Below are 16,888 nucleotides of genomic sequence, written 5' to 3' on the forward strand. Positions count from 1 at the left end.
CACTTGGCGAGACAGTGACCACCTTCGACGAGGGGGCGACCGAGGGCGCCGGGTCCGCGGGGTTCGATCACGTCGCCGCGATCCGCGTCTTGGAAGCCGAGGCGGTGCACATCATCCGCGAGGTGGTCGCCGAACTCGAGCGCCCCGTGCTCCGGTTCTCCGGTGGCAAGGACTCCATTGTTCTGCTTCGGCTGGCGGAGAAGGCATTTCGACCCGCTCCGCTGCCGTTTCCGATCATGCACGTCGACACCGGACACAATTTCGACGAGGTGATCGAGTTCCGCGACCGTCGGGTCGCGCCGACGCCCGAGAACCCCGGGGGCATCGAGCTCATCGTGGCCTCGGTCCAGGAGTCCATCGATTCCGGACGTGTGGGGGAGTCGACTGATCCGTCGGGTTCTCGCAATCGCCTGCAGACCCGTACGCTCCTCGATGCGCTCGAGGAGGGCGGATTCGACGCCGCTTTCGGCGGTGCCCGCCGTGATGAGGAGCGTGCCCGGGCAAAAGAGCGGATCTTCAGCTTCCGCGATGAGTTCGGACAGTGGGACCCGCGGGCACAGCGGCCGGAACCGTGGTCGCTGTACAACGGGCGCATCCGGCGCGGAGAGTCCGTGCGGGTGTTCCCCCTGTCGAACTGGACCGAGACCGACATCTGGCGCTATATCGAACTCGAGGATCTCGCGCTGCCGTCGATCTACTTCGCCGCCGAGCGGGAGGTGTTCGACCGTGACGGCATCCTGCTCGCGGTCTCGGAATTCTCGCGTCCGCGCGACGGCGACGTGGTACGGCGCGAGTGGGTGCGTTACCGCACCGTCGGCGACCTGACGATCACCGGTGCGGTTCCGTCCAGGGCCACGACTATTCCCGAGATCATCGCCGAGATCAGCGAATCCACTGTCTCCGAGCGTGGCGAGACACGCGCCGACGACCGGACATCGAGCGCCGCCATGGAAGATCGCAAGCGCGAAGGGTATTTCTGATGACTCTCACCACTGCGCACCATGCCTTCGACGGGACCGACACGGCGACAAGGCAATTCCTGCGTATCGCGACGGCGGGCAGCGTCGACGACGGAAAGTCCACTCTCATCGGTCGAATCCTGCACGACACGGGCAGCCTGCCGAGCGATCATCTCGCGGCGGTCACCGACCCGGACGGCGACATCGATCTCGCGGCCCTGTCCGATGGATTGCGGGCCGAACGAGAGCAGGGCATCACGATCGATGTCGCCTATCGGTTCTTCTCGACCCCCACCCGCAGTTACGTCCTGGCCGACACCCCGGGACACGAGCGGTACACGCGCAACATGTTCACCGGCGCCTCCAATGCGCATGTGGCGATCCTGCTCGTCGACGCGCGGCACGGGTTGCTGAGGCAGACCAGGCGACATGCGCGGATCGCGACGCTGGTCGGGGTTCCGCACGTGATCGCGGCGGTCAACAAGATCGATCTCGTCGACCATTCGCAGCATCGCTTCGACGAGATCCGCGCCGATCTGGCCGAATTGGCCGTGCAGTTGGGCATCGACGAGATCGAGGCGGTCCCGGTGGCGGCCAAGCACGGCGACAATGTGGTCCACCGGTCGCCGAACACTGCCTGGTACGACGGTCCGACACTTCTCGAGTACCTCGAGGACATCGAACTCCACGCCCCGGCGCCCGTCGCCGAAGAACTGCGGCTACCGATCCAATGGGTGTCGCGTCCGGGCGGATCCCACCGGCGCACGTATACCGGCAGGCTGGCGTCGGGGACGCTGCGCGTCGGCGACGAGATCGTCGTGCTCCCGTCGGGCAGCCGATCGACCGTCACCGCCCTGGACACCCTGGACCCTGCGAGAGACGTTGCAGTGGCGCCACTCTCGATCGGGATACAGATCGCCGACGACCTCGACATCGGTCGCGGCGATGTCGTGGTCAGTGGGATCGAGGGCGCCCACCTCCCCGTTGCGGCGCGGGAGATCGACGCCCACGTGTGTTGGCTGTCGGGCACGCCGCTGCGGGCAGGGGACCGGGTGGCACTCAAGCACGGACCGTCGACCGTCCGCGCCACCGTCCAGTCGCTGGAACGCCGCCTCGACCCCGACACGCTGATCGAGCACGTCGGCCCGGGGGAACTGGTACTCAACGACATCGGCACGGTCACCCTGCGGACGTCGTCGGTGGTGCCCGCGGACCCCTACGCCCACAACCGTGACACCGGCGCGTTCATCCTCATCGACGAGGCGTCGAACGACACCGTCGGGGCGGGAACGATCCTGGAGCCTCGCGAAGTCATCCCGGGCAAGGCGACTCGCAACGACATCAAGTGGCACCCGAGCTCACTCGCGCGGGCGGAACGCTGGGCGCACACCGGTCAGCGTGGCGCGACGGTGTGGCTGACCGGACTGCCCGCATCGGGCAAGTCGACGGTCGCGGTCGCCCTGGAACGGGCAGTCGTCAGCCGAGGCCGGGTCGCCTACCTGCTCGACGGCGACAACATCAGGCACGGCATCTCCGACGATCTGGGTTTCTCGGCGGGAGACCGGGCCGAGAACATCCGCCGGGTGGGTCACGTCGCGCGCCTGTTCGCCGACGCCGGCGTGATCGCGATCGCGTCGATGGTGTCGCCGCTTCACTCCGACCGGGAGATCGCCCGCGAACTCCATCGGGCCGCCGACCTCGACTTCATCGAGGTGCACGTGTCCACTCCGGTGACCGAGTGCGAGCGGCGTGACCCCAAGGGCCTCTACGAGCGTGCCCGGCGAGGCGAACTGCGCGGGCTCACCGGCGTCGACGCGCCGTACGAGAGTCCCGAACGGCCGGATCTGCGTTTCGACACCACCGGCGCCGACATCGACCGACTGGCCTCGCTGGTCCTCGGCGCGCTGATGGACCGCGGCATCATGGACGGGTGAGTTGCTGCCATCCTCCGGGGCCGTCACCCGGATTCGCCCCGCAGGCCCGCACGACCGGTTGCGAGGGGTCCGGGCGTCACCTCGTCGAGACCGTCGACCTCCCGGCCGGCAGCTTCGCGATGGGGGACGCCTTCGACGAGGGGTATCGCGCCGACGGTGAGACCCCGGTGCACGACGTCGAGCTCAGCGCGTTCTCGATCGACACGACCGCGGTGACGAACGCCGCGTTCGAGCGGTTCGTCACAGCAACCGGCCATGAGACCGACGCCGAACGGCTGGGTGGGTCGGCGGTGTTCCATCTCTACGTGACGGCACCGGGCGAACCCGTCACCACGACCCCGTGGTGGCTGGCGGTGTCCAGGGCGTCCTGGCGCGCGCCGACGGGACCCGGGAGCACCGTCGACGACAAGGCCGATCACCCGGTGGTGCACGTCAGTCATTCCGATGCCCTGGCGTACTGCCGATGGGCCGGCCGCTCGTTGCCCACCGAGGCGCAGTGGGAATACGCCGCGCGGGGCGGCCGTCACGGGGCGCGATACCCGTGGGGAAATCACGCCCCGTCGTCGGAGATGCCGCGCTGCAACATCTTTCGCGGCGAGTTCCCGGACCGCCCGGACGCGGGCGTCGGAACGATTGCGGTGCGGGAGTTCGAACCCAACGGCCACGGCTTGTATCAGTGCTCCGGAAATGTGTGGGAATGGTGTGCCGACCGGTTCAGTGCCCGGTACTACCGCGTCTCGCAACGGCGCGATCCGACCGGCCCCGAACGGGGGACTGCGCGCGTGCTGCGAGGTGGCAGCCACCTGTGCCACGACTCGTACTGTCGTCGCTACCGGGTCGCCGCCCGCTCGAACAACACGCCGCATTCGTCGGCGAGCAACATCGGCTTCCGCACCGCGGGCGCGTCGAGGAGCTGACCGACCCGTTCCGGGGCGCGGGAACCCCACGACCCCGTCGACAGTTGTCAGGGTGACTGTGTGTCGATTTTCCGCCGACAACGCCGACTGTGCGATCGTGTTCGGTCGAGTCACCAGAGAAGTCCGATCATGCGAGACCTGACGGGACCGAGACGGGAGTAGTGCTGGAATGCGTGTGCAGGGCCGAGGGCCGGAGCGTCGGAACTCGTGGAGGAACGGCGTCGTCGCCGCGGGTGTCGCCGTCGCGTCATCGGTACTGCTCGCGGGCTGCATCGACCTACCGTCGCTGACCAGGCCCGACATCCCGGAGGGTATCCCGCCGGGGGCGGGTGTGCCCCAGCCCTACATCGACATCAACGCCCCCGGGCGCACCGCGAACAAGATGCACGACTGGGCGGTGCCGATCTCGGAGTCCACCGGTATCCCGATCGTCTCCCTGCAGGCTTACGGCAACGCCGCCGAGATCCAGCGTCAGCAGCACCCCGAGTGCGGAATCGCCTGGACGACGCTGGCCGGTATCGCCGGCGTCGAGAGCAAACACGGCCAGTACCGCGGTTCCGAAGTCGCCGAGAACGGAGACGTCAGCCCGCCCATCCGAGGCGCCAAACTCGACGGCACCCGCGGCAACATGGAGATCCGCGACACCGACGGCGGCGAGCTCGACGGAGATCCCACCCACGACCGCGCGATGGGCCCGTTCCAGTTCATCCCCGAGACATGGAAGCGCTACGGCGTCGACGCCAGCGGTGACGGCGTCCCCGACCCGGACAACATCGACGACGCCGCCTTGTCGGCGGCGCGCTACCTCTGTGTCTCCTCGGGCAACGACATGACGAATCCGGAGGGGTGGGAGAAGGCCGTCCGGACCTACAACAACTCGATGGCCTACGTCCTCGACGTCCGCGATCACGCAAACGCGTACTCGATCAACGTTCGATTCTGATCCGGTCCGGTCTCCGGCAGTTCGGGGCGGGCCCGGCGATTGCGCCGACCTTGTCACATGCGGCATCGGTGCAGCCACTAGGCTCATCCCTATCGGTCGGCGCCACAAGCCGACCGTCGTCGGCGTAGGCGGCCCGAGAGCACGAATGCGCTACTGAGATCGCCGGCGAAGCCGTACACCGAGATTGGGGTTGAGCCGTGGCAATCATCGAGCAGGTAGGTGCGCGTGAGATTCTCGATTCGCGGGGAAACCCGACGGTCGAGGTCGAGGTCGTCCTGGACGACGGCACGTTCACCCGCGCCGCTGTTCCGTCCGGTGCCTCCACCGGCGAACACGAGGCCGTCGAACTGCGTGACGGTGGTGAGCGGTACCTGGGCAAGGGTGTCACCAAGGCCGTCGAGGGTGTCCTCGGTGACCTGGCACCGGCCGTGATCGGTATCGAGGCCGAGGAGCAGCGTCTCGTCGATCAGGCGCTCCTCGATTGCGACGGCACCCCCGACAAGAGCCGGATCGGCGCCAACGCGCTGCTGGGTGTCTCTCTCGCGGTGGCCAAGGGTGCCGCCGAGTCCGCCGGATTGCCGCTGTTCCGCTACATCGGCGGACCCAACGCCCACATCCTCCCCGTGCCGATGATGAACATCATCAACGGCGGCGAGCACGCCGACAACGGCATCGACTTCCAGGAGTTCATGATCGCGCCCGTGGGCGCTCCGACCTTCAAGGAAGCGCTGCGCTGCGGTGCCGAGGTCTACCACGCCCTCAAGGGCGTCCTGAGCAAGCAGGGCATGAGCACCGCCCTCGGTGACGAGGGTGGCTTCGCCCCGGACCTGCCGAACACCGAGGCGGCCATCGCGGTCATCGGCGAAGCGGTCGGCAAGGCCGGATACAACTTCGGGCGTGACGTCGTCATCGCTCTTGACGCCGCGGCGACCGAGTTCTTCTCCAACGGCGCCTACAAGCTCGAGGGCAAGGAACTCGGCGCCGACGACATGGTCTCCTTCTACGAGAAGCTCATCAGCGACTTCCCGATCGTCTCGATCGAGGACGGTCTGTCCGAGGACGATTGGGACGGCTGGGCCAAGCTGACCGAGTCGATCGGCGATCGTGTACAGCTCGTCGGCGACGACCTGTTCGTGACCAATCCCGAGCGTCTCGAGGAGGGCATCTCCAAGGGCATCGCCAACGCGCTGCTGGTGAAGGTCAACCAGATCGGCACGCTGACGGAGACCCTCGACGCCGTCGCCCTCGCACACAACAACGGCTACAAGACGATGATGAGCCACCGCTCGGGCGAGACCGAGGACACCACCATCGCCGACCTCGCCGTCGCCTGCAGCTGTGGTCAGATCAAGACCGGTGCGCCCGCTCGTTCCGAGCGTGTCGCCAAGTACAACCAGCTGCTGCGCATCGAAGAAGGTCTCGGCGATGCGGCACGCTACGCGGGCGACCTCGCCTTCCCGCGTTTCTCGTTTGGTTCGTGATTAGCTGTCCGCATGGCTTCTGAGCGTCGTCACCGCGGTGACGGGCGTCAGCGTGGGCGCGATCGTCGGGTAGACGCGCGCTCACGCGAGCGTGCCCGTCGCACGCGGCGGCGGGCTCGTCCGGTGTCCCCGGACACCGTGGACTCGGTGATCGAGACCGGCGAGCAGGAGCTCGTGCCCGATGCGACCGGAGCCGCCGACACCACCGCCACCGCCGCCGCCGGACATACGGACCGGTCCCGCACGTCACGCACCCGGGTCCGGGGCAGGTCCGGGCTCGGGTCGCGGTTGCGTGGCTTCGAGATGACCCCGGCGACGCTCGCGACGCTGGTCATCACCGTCGTCGTGGTGTGCGTCGTGGCGCTGACCCTCGCGATGCCGTTGCGGACGTACTTCAGCCAGCGGGCCGAGTTCCGTCAGCTGACGGCGTCGAACGAACAGCTGCAGCGCGAGGTCGCCGACTACCAGCAGAAGGTCAACGAGCAGAACGATCCCGCCTACATCGAAGCGCAGGCGCGGACAAGACTGCAGTTCGTCAAACCAGGAGAGATCCCGCTCGTGATGTTGTTCCCCGCCGACGAAGCGCGTCGCGAGGCCGCCGAACGCGCCGAGGAGCGCGCCCGCGCACCCTGGTACGGCAACCTCTGGGACACCCTGTCGACCCCTCCCGTGGCGCAGTGAGCCGGTGACGGTGGACGCCTCCGGCAGCGGTGTTTCCGCGGAGGACCTGGCCACGGTCGCGAGCCAACTGGGTCGCGAACCGCGCGGGGTCCTCGAGATCAGCTATCGCACGCCCGACGGGCGTCCCGCCGTCGTGAAGACCGCCCCGCGGCTGCCCGACGGCACCCCGTTCCCGACGCTCTACTACCTGACCGACCCGCGGCTGACCGCCGAGGCCAGTCGCCAGGAGTCGGCGGGCGTCATGAGGGGGATGACCGCCCGCTTGAACGAGGATCCTGAACTCGCGGCGGCCTACCGGCGCGCGCACGAGGACTACCTCGCCGAGCGCGATGCGATCGAGTCGCTCGGTACGGATTTCACCGGTGGCGGCATGCCGGACCGGGTGAAGTGCCTGCACGTCCTGATCGCACACTCCCTCGCCAAGGGGCCGGGGGTCAATCCGCTCGGAGACGAGGCGGTGGCCCTCGCCGCGGCGAATGGATTGCGCGGCACAGCGATTCCCGCGGACTGGCCGGAGGCCGAGACCTTCGCACCGCACGACGAGGGGCCCGGCGAATGACCGTCGTCGGCGCCGTCGACTGCGGCACCAACTCGATCCGCCTCCTTGTCGCCGAGCCGGGGGAGGACGGGCGGCTCGTTGATCTGCACCGCGAGATGCGGGTCGTGCGTCTCGGTTACGGCGTCGACGCGACGGGGATGTTCGCTGCGGAATCGATCGAACGGACCCGGCTGGCCCTGGCCGACTACGTCGACACCATGGAATCGCTCGGTGTCGAGAAGGTGCGGATGGTGGCGACGTCGGCGACGCGCGACGCCTCGAACCGCGACGAGTTCTTCGCGATGACCGCCGACCTGTTGGGCTGCGTGGCCACGGGCGCTGTCGCCGAGGTCATCTCCGGCGACGAGGAGGCACGGCTGTCGTTCCGCGGAGCCGTCGGCGAATTGGATGCTGCCGGAGCGCCTTTCGTGGTCACCGACCTCGGGGGCGGATCGACCGAGGTCGTGCTGGGTGATGCCGGTGGCGTCACCGCGGCCCACTCCGCGGATATCGGTTGTGTCCGGCTGACCGAACGGGCTCTGCCCTCGGACCCGCCGACGGAAGCGGAGATCGCCGCGGCGACGGAATTCGCACGAGAGCGTCTGGCAGAGGCCTTCGCGGCCGTCCCGGTGGAGTCCGCCCGTACGTGGGTCGGGGTCGCGGGCACGATGACCACGCTGGCCGCACTGGGGGCCGGACTCCCGGAGTACGACTCGGGCAGGATTCACCTGTCCCGGATCTCGCTGACCGACCTCGAACGGGTCTGCCGCGACCTGATCGGTATGACCCGAGCCGACCGCGCTGTGCTGGGCCCCATGCACCCCGGTCGGGTGGACGTCATCGGCGGTGGCGCACTGGTCACCCTGGAATTGGCGAGGGTGCTCGCCGAGCGCGCGAACATCACCGAACTCGTTGTGAGCGAACACGACATCCTCGACGGTATCGCGCTCGGAATCCTCGACTGAGCCGGGCGCGTCCCGGTTACCATGCGAGGTATGGCATACAACCTGCGTTGCCCCTGTGGCGAGTCCATCACCGCCCTCGAGAACGACTTCGTGCCGGCTGTGCAGGCGCACCTGGCGGCCGAACACCCCGGCCGCGACTACAGCGAGACCGAGATCATGATGATGGCCATGACGGTGCCTGATCGCGCGGTCAAGTCCGACGGCTGACCGGGCCGCTCAGACGGCGGCCGGGTCGCGAAGCGAGATGTTGTTGCAGGCCTCGCACACCGAGTCGGGAATGATGCCGCGGCGCTGCAGGAAACCGAAGATCGTGCAGCCCAGGCAGAATCCGAAGACCGACTCGAGAGTCGCGGCGGCGATCAGGACACCGGTGGTGATCTGGGCGGCCAGTCCGAAACCGAGCAGGCTCAACACGAAGGCCGTACCGCTGACGACGAGGCCGATCGCCTGGGCGAAACGCTTGGGCGGGCCGGGGACGAGCTTCTCCTTGCGGACGACCTTCGGTACCAGCAGCTTGACCGACAACTGTCCGAACGGCGACAGGGTCGGTCCAGAGGCGACGCGCAGGACGAATCCGAGCGCGAGCAGGCCGTACAGCACCGGGGTGTCGATCGCGACGGCGACGATGGCCAGCGCGACGACCAGGCCGGCGGTGGTCCGCGCGGCGTAGTCGTTCACGGGGTTGGGAAAGGTGAAGACCTCACGCACCGACATCGACAGAACCTCCATGACCTAGAAAAACCAGGACCAAGCTACGGGCGCGCCCGAGCTTTGGCAAAGGTTGTACCCAGCCGGATTCGAAGGGATGCCGGTTCCGGTCCTCCCGGGCTGCGTCAGAGGTGATCGATGTCGGGATCCATCCGAGGCTCCTCGGCCGCGATCTCCCGGGGATCGGCGACATCGGGCTCGTCCTGATCGGTTTCACCACCATCGGAGGGCATTTCAGCGTGGCGCGAGATCTCGCCCTCCTGGTCGATACCGGTCTGTTCTCCGACGTCGATGCGGTCGGGCAGTTCGTCCATGGTCACTCCGGTCACCTTTCTCGCCTGTTCTGATTCGGCATATGGCTGGTCCAGGTCGCCCTCGAAGTCGTCGACCTCGGGTGTGTCGGCGAATTCGGCGTCGATGATCCCGGAGGTGTCGTGTCCGGACCCCGCGTCCGCCTTCGCCTTGCGCGCCGCTTCACGCATCTCGAAGCCGTCGGTGACGATCTCACCGATCTCGCGCGTCACACCGGCGACTGCGCCGGTGATGATCGTGGCGATGCGGCCGACGTGAGTCGCTGTCGATTCGATCAGTTCCTGGAACAAGTCCTTGTTGCGTTCGATGCTGTCGACCATCGTCTCGTGGATTCCCCTCGGGTCGGTTGCGGGACGGTGCCAGTAGCAGTGTGCCCCGAGGCTACCCCCGGGGCACACTGATCAAACCGTCTCGATCTCCGGTGTCAGGCGAACCTGCCGGGCGACCGCTCTCAGGCGAACACTGTCAGGCGACGGCGCCCGGCTTCTCGCGTTCGACGATCACGGTGAGGTCGTCGTCGTCGCGGGTCATCCAGTTGGGCAGCGACAGCTTCGCGATCTTCTTCCACGTCGATGCGAGCTGGTGGCTGAGTGAGCCGGTGTTGTAGGGCAACCCGTACCGCTCGCAGATCTCCTGCACCTCGGCGGACATCTCCGGGTAGCGGCTGGCCGGCAGGTCCGGGAACAGGTGGTGTTCGATCTGATGCGACAGATTGCCGCTCATGATGTGGAACAGCGGACTGCCGGTGATGTTCGCCGAGCCGAGCATCTGGCGCAGGTACCACTGTCCGCGTGTCTCGTTTGCGCATTCCTCCGACGTGAAAGTCTGAGCGCCGGTGGGGAAGTGGCCGCAGAAGATGATCGAGTACGTCCACACGTTGCGCACCAGGTTGGCGGTCGCGTTGCCGACGAGCGTGGGCACGAACAGCGGGCCGGTGAGGGCGGGGAAGACGACATAGTCCTTGAGCACCTGGCGGCCTGCCTTGCGCCACATGCCTTTCAGCAGGCCCTTGATGTCGCTCCACTTGCGCTTGCCCTGGATGACGTTCTCGGCCTCGAGGTCGTGCAGCATGACGCCCCACTCGAACAGCAGCATGAGCGCCGTCGCGTACCCGAGGTTACCGAGGTAGTAGGGATTCCACTTCTGGTCACGGTCCATGCGCAGGATGCCGTAGCCGATGTCGCGGTCCTCGCCGATGATGTTCGTGAAGGTGTGGTGAAGGTAGTTGTGGCTGTGCTTCCACTGTTCGGCCGGACACACGGTGTCCCACTCGAACTCTCGCGAGTTGTAGGTGTCCTCACGCATCCAGTCGTACTGGCCGTGCATGACATTGTGGCCGATCTCCATGTTGTCGAGGATCTTCGACACCGACAGGGCGCCGACGGCGGCGATCCATGCGGGCGGGAAGAACCCGAGGTACATGAGAGCCCGGCCCCCGATCTCGAATCCACGCTGGGCGCGGATGACCTTGTACAGGTAGTCGCGGTCCTTCTGTCCCAGATCGGCGACGATCCGGCTGCGCAGCTCGTCGAGATCGCGGCCGAGGGCCTCGACCTGTTCGTAGGACAGGACAACGGTGTTGGCGTCGCGCCGGGGCGGTGTGTCGAGCGACTCGAGACGCGGTGCGGGCAGGTTGTCGGCGACGGTCGGGTCGATGTCGCGGCTGATGTCGATGGTCATCGGTGTGCCTCCTTGAGGAGAGGAGATGAGGGGAATGAATGGATTGGGGCGAGGCAGCGTGTCAGATCTCGACGTCGACCGAGCCGACGGGAGCGCTGATGCACAGCTGGATCTGGGTGTCGGACTCGTCGTCGATCTCGCCGGTGAGGACGTTGCGGGTGCAGCCGGACTTCTTCGTCGCGACGCAGGAGAAGCAGATCCCCATCCGGCACCCGGACTCGGGTGAGAGGCCTGCGGCCTCGGCCTGGTCGAGGATCGGCCGTCCGTCGTTGGTCGCCGACGTGTCGGACCGCGAGAAGGTGATCTCGCCGTCGACCGAGTCGGGGTCCACCGCCGGAGCTGCCAGCGTGAACGCCTCGCTGTGCAGCGGCTGGGAGATGCCGATCTCCTCGTGGGCGGCAGCGACAGCATCCATCAGGGCTGTGGGGCCGCAGACGAACACGTCGGCGTCGGTCAGGCCCGGGATGTCGTCGAGGTGGGCGGCGGTGAAGTGTCCGTCACCGTCCTCGCGCGTGTGGTGCATGCGCAACTCGACGTTCGGGTGGGCGGCTGCGAGCTCCGCCAGTTCGTCGCGGTAGGCGACGTCGGACGGGGTGCGTGCATAGTGCACGAATGTGAGCGGACCACCGTACGATCGGGCGACGAGTGTTCTTGCCATTGAGAGTACAGGTGTAATCCCACTGCCACCGCTGACGAACACGGCCGAGGTCGGGTCGGTGTCCGGCAGGACGAACTCGCCTTCGGCGTTGGACAGGCCGACGACGTCGCCGACGCGTGCATGCTCGCGCAGGTGCGTGGAGACCAGGCCGTCGTCGTGGGCGGTGACGGTCAACTCGATGTCTCCGTCGGGTCCCGCGGCGGCATTGGCCGGCGAGAAGCAGCGGGTGTGGCGGACGCCGTCGACAACTACCTTGAGCTGGACAAACTGTCCTGCCTCGTGCCCGCGCCACTGGCGGGTCGGGCGAATGGTGAGGCGCACGGTGCGCGAGGTGGGGTGGTCGACCCGGACGATCTCACCGCGCAGGTCTCGCCAGGTCATCATGGGATCGACCAGCTCGAGGTAGCGGTCGACCGGATGCGGCGACAGCGCCGCCTCGACGATCGACCCGACCAGGCGGCTCCACCGACCGGGGGTGGCGCCGTCCGTGCGGCGGGTCGGATTCTGGGGCATGCGGATGCTCATGGGCTGGGCTCCGTTCCGGATATTTCGGTGTACATGTGTACACCCGATAGTGTGACACGGGTCGGCAGGTGAGAGTCAAGGATTCGCTGATGTGACGGCTGTCACCACCGCCGACGGGTCCTGGGATTCGCGACCGCGTGCGGCGCTTAGACTCGGCATGTGACACGCACCCGAGAGTCGAGCCAGCGCGACGCTCAGACGCGTGCCGATCGGAAGAACCAGACGCGGCAGGCTCTCCTGGACACGACGCGGTCGCTGGTGGGTGAGCGCAGCTTCGGCAGCATCAGCCTGCGCGAGGTGGCTCGGGGTGCCGGGATCGTGCCGACGGCGTTCTACCGCCATTTCGCCTCGATGGAGGACCTCGGCGTCACCGTGGTCGAGGATTCGATGCGGGTGCTGCGCCGTGCCCTACGTGACGGTCGGCGAGACCTGGCGGCCCGTGAGGCGATGCCCACGGCCAAGAACTCGCTCGCCATTCTGTTGCGGCATGTGCGGGAGAACGAGTCGCAGTTCCGCTTCCTCGTCCGCGAGCAGCACGGCGGTATCGCGGAGATCCGTCGTGCCATCGACACCGAACTCCGCCTGTTCTCGAAAGAACTCGCGATCGACCTGGCGCGGTTGCCCGATCTCGCACGCTGGCAATCCGACGACCTCGAACTCGCGGCCGAACTGATCGTGACGATCATGCTGACCGCGGTGGCCGACCTGCTCGACGGCGAGTACCGGGGGCGGGGTGCGGAGAAGGAGATCGTCGAGCGCACCGAACGTCGTCTCGTCATGGTCTTCCTCGGAATGGGGCAGTGGCGTCCGACCACGGACTGACCTGCGGCCGCCGGTCGTCGTAGCGTTCGCGGCCGGTGATTGTCGATTTGCCCTCAGCGCGATTTCAATGGTGGCCCGGGTTCGGACCCGTGCAGACACTGGGCGAGTACACCGCGCGGCTTCGTGGCGGTGTCGTGCCCGACTCCTGCCGACCGAGCGAAAGGTGCCCTCGCGGTGTCTCTGCATTTCCACTGGTTCCTGCCCACCTATGGCGACTCGCGCAACCTGATCGCGGGCGGGCACGGGAGTCAGATGACGGGGGACCGCCCGGCCGACCTGCGATACCTCAAGCAACTGGCCGGCGCTGCCGAGGCCAACGGTTTCGAGGCCGTGCTGACGCCAGCGGGCCTGTGGTGTGAGGACGCGTGGCTGACCACCGCGGCTCTCATCGACGCCACGGAGAGTCTCAAGTTCTTGGTGGCCTTCCGTCCCGGGCTCATCTCGCCGACCCTTGCCGCCCAGATGGCCGCAACGTTCCAATGGCATTCGCAGGGCCGGTTGCTCGTGAACGTCGTCACCGGCGGAGAGTCGAGCGAACAGCGCGCGTTCGGCGACTTCCTGGCGAAGAACGCCCGGTATGAGCGATGCGACGAGTATCTGGAGATCATCCGCCGGCTCTGGACAGAGGAGGAGCCCGTCGATGTGGTCGGGAAGTACCTGCGCGTAGAAGGCGCACAACTCGGCCGACGCCCCGACCCGACTCCCGAGATCTTCTTCGGGGGGTCGTCGCCTGCCGCCGGTGATGTCGCGGCCAAGCACGCCGACACCTACCTCACCTGGGGTGAGCGTCCGGATGCGGTCGCCGAGAAGATCGCCTGGGTGAACGGCCTGGCCGCCGCTCAGGGGCGAGAGCTGAAGCACGGCATCCGTTTCCACGTCATCGCCCGCGAGACGTCGGAGCAGGCATGGGCCGAGGCGGCGCGTCTGCTGGGGGCTCTCGACCCCGCCCAGGTGGCGACAGCGCAGCAGAACCTCGCACGCTCGGAGTCCGAGGGGCAGCGGCGCATGTCCGAACTACACGGCCGCGGTGCGGGTTTCGGAGGTCTCGACGATCCGCATTCCCTCGAGATCCATCCCGGGGTCTGGGCAGGCGTGGGACTCGTTCGCGGCGGCGCGGGCACCGCGCTCGTCGGCTCCTACGATGAGGTCGCCGCGCTCATCGCCGAATACGCGGCGCTGGGTCTCGACCACTTCATCCTCTCCGGGTATCCGCACCTCGAGGAGGCCTATCACTTCGGTGACGGAGTCCGGCCCGCCCTCGCACGACTCGGGCTGCTCGACCCGGAGTCGGCCGGCCCGTCCGAGGCCGTGCGCACCGCGTTCTTGCCGCGCCTGCAGGCCGCATCATCCTGACCCGCAGTCTCTTTCACCCCCATCACGTCACCGACACCTCGCGGAGGTAGCCATGTCCACCGAGTCCATCGCGGACCAGATCAAGTTCGCCTACTGGGTGCCCAACGTCAGCGGCGGGCTGGTCACCAGCACCATCGAGCAGCGCACCGGCTGGGACCACGAGTACAACGTCAAACTCGCACAGACCGCCGAGAACAACGGTTTCGAGTACGCGCTGTCGCAGGTGCGGTACGAGGCGAGCTACGGAGCCGAATTCCAGCACGAGTCCACCAGTTTCAGTCTCGCCCTCCTGCTCGCCACCCAGCGGTTGAAGGTCATCGCCGCGGTGCACCCGGGGTTGTGGCATCCGGCCGTCCTGGCGAAACTGGGGGCGACCGCGGATCATCTGTCCAACGGTCGGTTTGCCATCAACGTCGTGAGCGGCTGGTTCAAGGACGAGTTCACCCACCTCGGCGAGCCCTGGCTCGAGCACGACGAGCGGTACCGGCGCAGCGGCGAATTCCTCGAGGTGATCCGCAAGATCTGGACCGAGGACAACGTCGACTACCGGGGCGATTTCTACCGCATCCACGACTTCACGTTGAAGCCCAAGCCGCTGAACACCCCTGAGCGTCCGAACCCGGAACTGTTCCAGGGCGGTAACTCGTCGGCTGCCCGCAACAACGGGGGACGTCACGCGGACTGGTACTTCTCCAACGGCAAGGATTTCGACGGGGTCACCGAACAACTCGACGACCTCCGCGCCGTCGCACGTGCCCACGAGCGCGAGGTGAAGTTCGGACTCAACGGCTTCATCATCGCGCGCGACAGCGAGAAGGAAGCGCGCGACACCTTGCGCGAGATCGTCGAAAAGGCCAATCGCCCTGCGGTGGAGGGCTTCCGGGACGCGGTCCAGCAGGCAGGCAACTCGACCGGTGACAAGAAGGGCATGTGGGCCGACTCGTCCTTCGAGGACCTCGTCCAGTACAACGACGGCTTCCGTACCCAGCTGATCGGTACACCGGAACAGGTCGCCGAGCGCATCGTCGCCTACAAACGCCTGGGCGTCGACCTCATCCTCGGTGGCTTCCTGCACTTCCAGGAGGAGATCGAATACTTCGGGGCGAAGGTCCTGCCGCTCGTCCGCGAGATCGAGGCCGCGCACACGCCCGCGGGGGTGGCGTGACCGCAGTGGACCAGCCCCGGGCCGGTACCGCGGCGCGAATCGCGACCGACGCCGAGGCGCTGTCGGTGGCCCGCGAACTGGCCGCCGAGTTCGCGGTCGGCGCGGCCGAACGTGACCGCGAGCGGCGCCTGCCCCATGCCGAGATCGACCGGCTCTCGGAGTCGGGTCTGCTGGCGCTCACCGTGCCCGCACGATTCGGGGGTCTCGATGTGCGGCCGAGCGTGCTGGCCGAGGTGGTGTCGATCCTGGCAGCCGCGGACGCGAGCATCGCCCAGATCCCGCACAGTCACTTCGTCTACCTCAACCTCGTACGGCTCTCTGCGCGGGAGTCGTTGCAGGAGCGGATCTTCACCGAGGTGCTGGGCGGCGGGCGAGTCGCCAATGCCCAGTCCGAGCGCGGCGGCAAGACGGTCGCCGACATCTCCACCAGTCTGCGTCCCGCTGCCTCGGCCTCGCGGTTCGTTCTGGACGGAGAGAAGTTCTATTGCACGGGTTCGTTGTTCGCGGACACGCTGGCCGTGCTGGCCCGAGCGGAGTCGACCGACGGGCACTCACCCGCAGGCGACTACGTGGCGTTCATCGCGGCCGATGCGCCCGGCGTGGAGATCGTCGACGACTGGGACGCCGTCGGCCAGCGCACGACGGGCTCGGGAACGGTTCGGTTCACGGGGGTCGACGTCGGAATCGACGACCTTGTCGAGCGAGCGCCGGCCACCTCGGCGCCGACGGGATATGGGGCCTTCGCCCAGCTGCTGCACGTCGCGATCGACGTCGGTATCGCCCGGGGAGCACTCCGCGAGGCGTCGGAGTTCGTCCGTACCAAGTCGCGGCCCTGGTTCGAGGCGGGCGTCGACCGTGCCGTCGACGACCCGTTGGTGGTGCAGCGGTTCGGCGAGCTCGAGGTGGACGTCGCAACCGCGGAGGCGACACTCGCGGCGGCGGGCCGTCGGGTCGACGAGGTGACGGGCGGCGCTCACCCGACGGCGGCACGCAGCGCGGTCGCGGAGGCGTCGATCGCGGTGGCGACCGCCAAGGCCGTGGCGGATCGGGTGGCGACACCCGTGGCGTCGGCGCTGTTCGAGGTGAGCGGCACCCGCAGCGCCGCGGCGGGAACGGGATTGGACCGCTACTGGCGCGACGCACGGACCCACACCCTTCACGATCCGGTGCGATGGAAGTACCAGCACATCGGTCGTTGGGTGCTCCGCGGTGAGGAGCCGCCGCTGCACGGCGTCATCTAGTCGCGT

17 protein-coding genes are annotated in these 16,888 nt (G+C 67.6%); 13 read left to right on the forward strand and 4 right to left on the reverse strand.

Going from position 1 to position 16,888, the window contains the following annotated elements; translation table 11 throughout:
- Positions 1–14 precede the first annotated feature (14 nt).
- The 9 genes from cysD to MAY35_RS17895 all read left to right on the forward strand — a co-directional run bounded on the left by cysD (position 15) and on the right by MAY35_RS17895 (position 8,625).
- Positions 15–980, forward strand: a complete 966-nt coding sequence (gene cysD, locus MAY35_RS17855; protein ID WP_238422643.1) for a sulfate adenylyltransferase subunit CysD — start codon at positions 15–17, stop codon at positions 978–980.
- Entirely contained in the window at positions 980–2,893 is a 1,914-nt protein-coding gene (cysC, locus tag MAY35_RS17860) for an adenylyl-sulfate kinase (protein WP_238422644.1), read from the forward strand. Before cysD ends, cysC begins: the two co-directional genes overlap by 1 nt.
- The gene (locus tag MAY35_RS17865) at positions 2,890–3,810 is read left to right on the forward strand and encodes a formylglycine-generating enzyme family protein (protein WP_308192469.1); all 921 of its coding nucleotides are present in this window, start codon (positions 2,890–2,892) and stop codon (positions 3,808–3,810) included. The genes cysC and MAY35_RS17865 overlap by 4 nt, the downstream gene beginning before the upstream one ends.
- Before the next feature lie 169 nt (positions 3,811–3,979).
- A complete protein-coding gene (locus MAY35_RS17870) occupies positions 3,980–4,753 on the forward strand; it encodes a lytic transglycosylase domain-containing protein (protein ID WP_238422645.1) in 774 nt (257 codons plus the stop codon).
- A gap of 197 nt (positions 4,754–4,950) precedes the next feature.
- Positions 4,951–6,234, forward strand: a complete 1,284-nt coding sequence (eno, locus tag MAY35_RS17875) for a phosphopyruvate hydratase (protein WP_238422646.1) — start codon at positions 4,951–4,953, stop codon at positions 6,232–6,234.
- Between the two features lie 12 nt (positions 6,235–6,246).
- Complete coding sequence (locus tag MAY35_RS17880; RefSeq protein ID WP_238422647.1) at positions 6,247–6,915, forward strand: septum formation initiator family protein; 669 nt, start codon at positions 6,247–6,249, stop codon at positions 6,913–6,915.
- A 10-nt stretch (positions 6,916–6,925) separates the two neighbouring features.
- Positions 6,926–7,474, forward strand: a complete 549-nt coding sequence (locus tag MAY35_RS17885; RefSeq protein WP_238422714.1) for a DUF501 domain-containing protein — start codon at positions 6,926–6,928, stop codon at positions 7,472–7,474.
- Positions 7,471–8,418 (forward strand): Ppx/GppA phosphatase family protein, encoded by a 948-nt coding sequence (locus MAY35_RS17890; protein ID WP_238422648.1) that lies wholly within the window; start codon positions 7,471–7,473, stop codon positions 8,416–8,418. The genes MAY35_RS17885 and MAY35_RS17890 overlap by 4 nt, the downstream gene beginning before the upstream one ends.
- A gap of 30 nt (positions 8,419–8,448) precedes the next feature.
- Positions 8,449–8,625, forward strand: a complete 177-nt coding sequence (locus MAY35_RS17895; protein WP_238422649.1) for a hypothetical protein — start codon at positions 8,449–8,451, stop codon at positions 8,623–8,625.
- Positions 8,626–8,634: 9 nt separating this feature from the next.
- Here MAY35_RS17895 and MAY35_RS17900 read toward each other — a convergent pair whose 3' ends face one another.
- The 4 genes from MAY35_RS17900 to MAY35_RS17915 all read right to left on the reverse strand — a co-directional run bounded on the left by MAY35_RS17900 (position 8,635) and on the right by MAY35_RS17915 (position 12,301).
- Positions 8,635–9,132 (reverse strand): DUF4395 domain-containing protein, encoded by a 498-nt coding sequence (locus MAY35_RS17900; protein ID WP_238422650.1) that lies wholly within the window; start codon positions 9,130–9,132, stop codon positions 8,635–8,637.
- A 119-nt stretch (positions 9,133–9,251) separates the two neighbouring features.
- Entirely contained in the window at positions 9,252–9,758 is a 507-nt protein-coding gene (locus MAY35_RS17905) for a hypothetical protein (RefSeq protein WP_238422651.1), read from the reverse strand.
- A gap of 145 nt (positions 9,759–9,903) precedes the next feature.
- On the reverse strand, positions 9,904–11,118 hold the full coding sequence (locus MAY35_RS17910) for an acyl-CoA desaturase (RefSeq protein ID WP_238422652.1): 1,215 nt from the start codon (positions 11,116–11,118) through the stop codon (positions 9,904–9,906).
- A 61-nt stretch (positions 11,119–11,179) separates the two neighbouring features.
- The gene (locus tag MAY35_RS17915; RefSeq protein WP_238422653.1) at positions 11,180–12,301 is read right to left on the reverse strand and encodes a ferredoxin reductase; all 1,122 of its coding nucleotides are present in this window, start codon (positions 12,299–12,301) and stop codon (positions 11,180–11,182) included.
- 159 nt (positions 12,302–12,460) lie between these two features.
- Between MAY35_RS17915 and MAY35_RS17920 the strand changes: the two genes are divergently transcribed.
- The 4 genes from MAY35_RS17920 to MAY35_RS17935 all read left to right on the forward strand — a co-directional run bounded on the left by MAY35_RS17920 (position 12,461) and on the right by MAY35_RS17935 (position 16,882).
- The gene (locus tag MAY35_RS17920; protein ID WP_238422654.1) at positions 12,461–13,123 is read left to right on the forward strand and encodes a TetR family transcriptional regulator; all 663 of its coding nucleotides are present in this window, start codon (positions 12,461–12,463) and stop codon (positions 13,121–13,123) included.
- A 174-nt stretch (positions 13,124–13,297) separates the two neighbouring features.
- Positions 13,298–14,476, forward strand: a complete 1,179-nt coding sequence (locus MAY35_RS17925) for an LLM class flavin-dependent oxidoreductase (RefSeq protein ID WP_238422655.1) — start codon at positions 13,298–13,300, stop codon at positions 14,474–14,476.
- Positions 14,477–14,528: 52 nt separating this feature from the next.
- Complete coding sequence (gene sfnG / locus MAY35_RS17930; RefSeq protein WP_238422656.1) at positions 14,529–15,641, forward strand: dimethylsulfone monooxygenase SfnG; 1,113 nt, start codon at positions 14,529–14,531, stop codon at positions 15,639–15,641.
- Positions 15,638–16,882, forward strand: coding sequence for an SfnB family sulfur acquisition oxidoreductase (locus tag MAY35_RS17935; RefSeq protein WP_238422657.1), 1,245 nt, complete (start codon positions 15,638–15,640; stop codon positions 16,880–16,882). The genes sfnG and MAY35_RS17935 overlap by 4 nt, the downstream gene beginning before the upstream one ends.
- Positions 16,883–16,888: the final 6 nt, after the last annotated feature.

It is taken from the genome of Gordonia sp. 'Campus', assembly GCF_022206305.1.
Classification (GTDB): domain Bacteria; phylum Actinomycetota; class Actinomycetes; order Mycobacteriales; family Mycobacteriaceae; genus Gordonia.

Bases quoted from the DNA above. Each gene is read 5' to 3' on its own strand.
- MAY35_RS17900 (WP_238422650.1), bottom strand. From the start codon at position 9,132: ATGTCGGTGCGTGAGGTCTTCACCTTTCCCAACCCCGTGAACGACTAC.
- MAY35_RS17905 (WP_238422651.1), bottom strand. From the start codon at position 9,758: ATGGTCGACAGCATCGAACGCAACAAGGACTTGTTCCAGGAACTGATC.
- MAY35_RS17870 (WP_238422645.1), top strand. From the start codon at position 3,980: ATGCGTGTGCAGGGCCGAGGGCCGGAGCGTCGGAACTCGTGGAGGAAC.
- MAY35_RS17890 (WP_238422648.1), top strand. From the start codon at position 7,471: ATGACCGTCGTCGGCGCCGTCGACTGCGGCACCAACTCGATCCGCCTC.
- cysC (WP_238422644.1), top strand. From the start codon at position 980: ATGACTCTCACCACTGCGCACCATGCCTTCGACGGGACCGACACGGCG.
- MAY35_RS17915 (WP_238422653.1), bottom strand. From the start codon at position 12,301: ATGAGCATCCGCATGCCCCAGAATCCGACCCGCCGCACGGACGGCGCC.
- MAY35_RS17880 (WP_238422647.1), top strand. From the start codon at position 6,247: ATGGCTTCTGAGCGTCGTCACCGCGGTGACGGGCGTCAGCGTGGGCGC.
- MAY35_RS17895 (WP_238422649.1), top strand. From the start codon at position 8,449: ATGGCATACAACCTGCGTTGCCCCTGTGGCGAGTCCATCACCGCCCTC.
- MAY35_RS17910 (WP_238422652.1), bottom strand. From the start codon at position 11,118: ATGACCATCGACATCAGCCGCGACATCGACCCGACCGTCGCCGACAAC.
- sfnG (WP_238422656.1), top strand. From the start codon at position 14,529: ATGTCCACCGAGTCCATCGCGGACCAGATCAAGTTCGCCTACTGGGTG.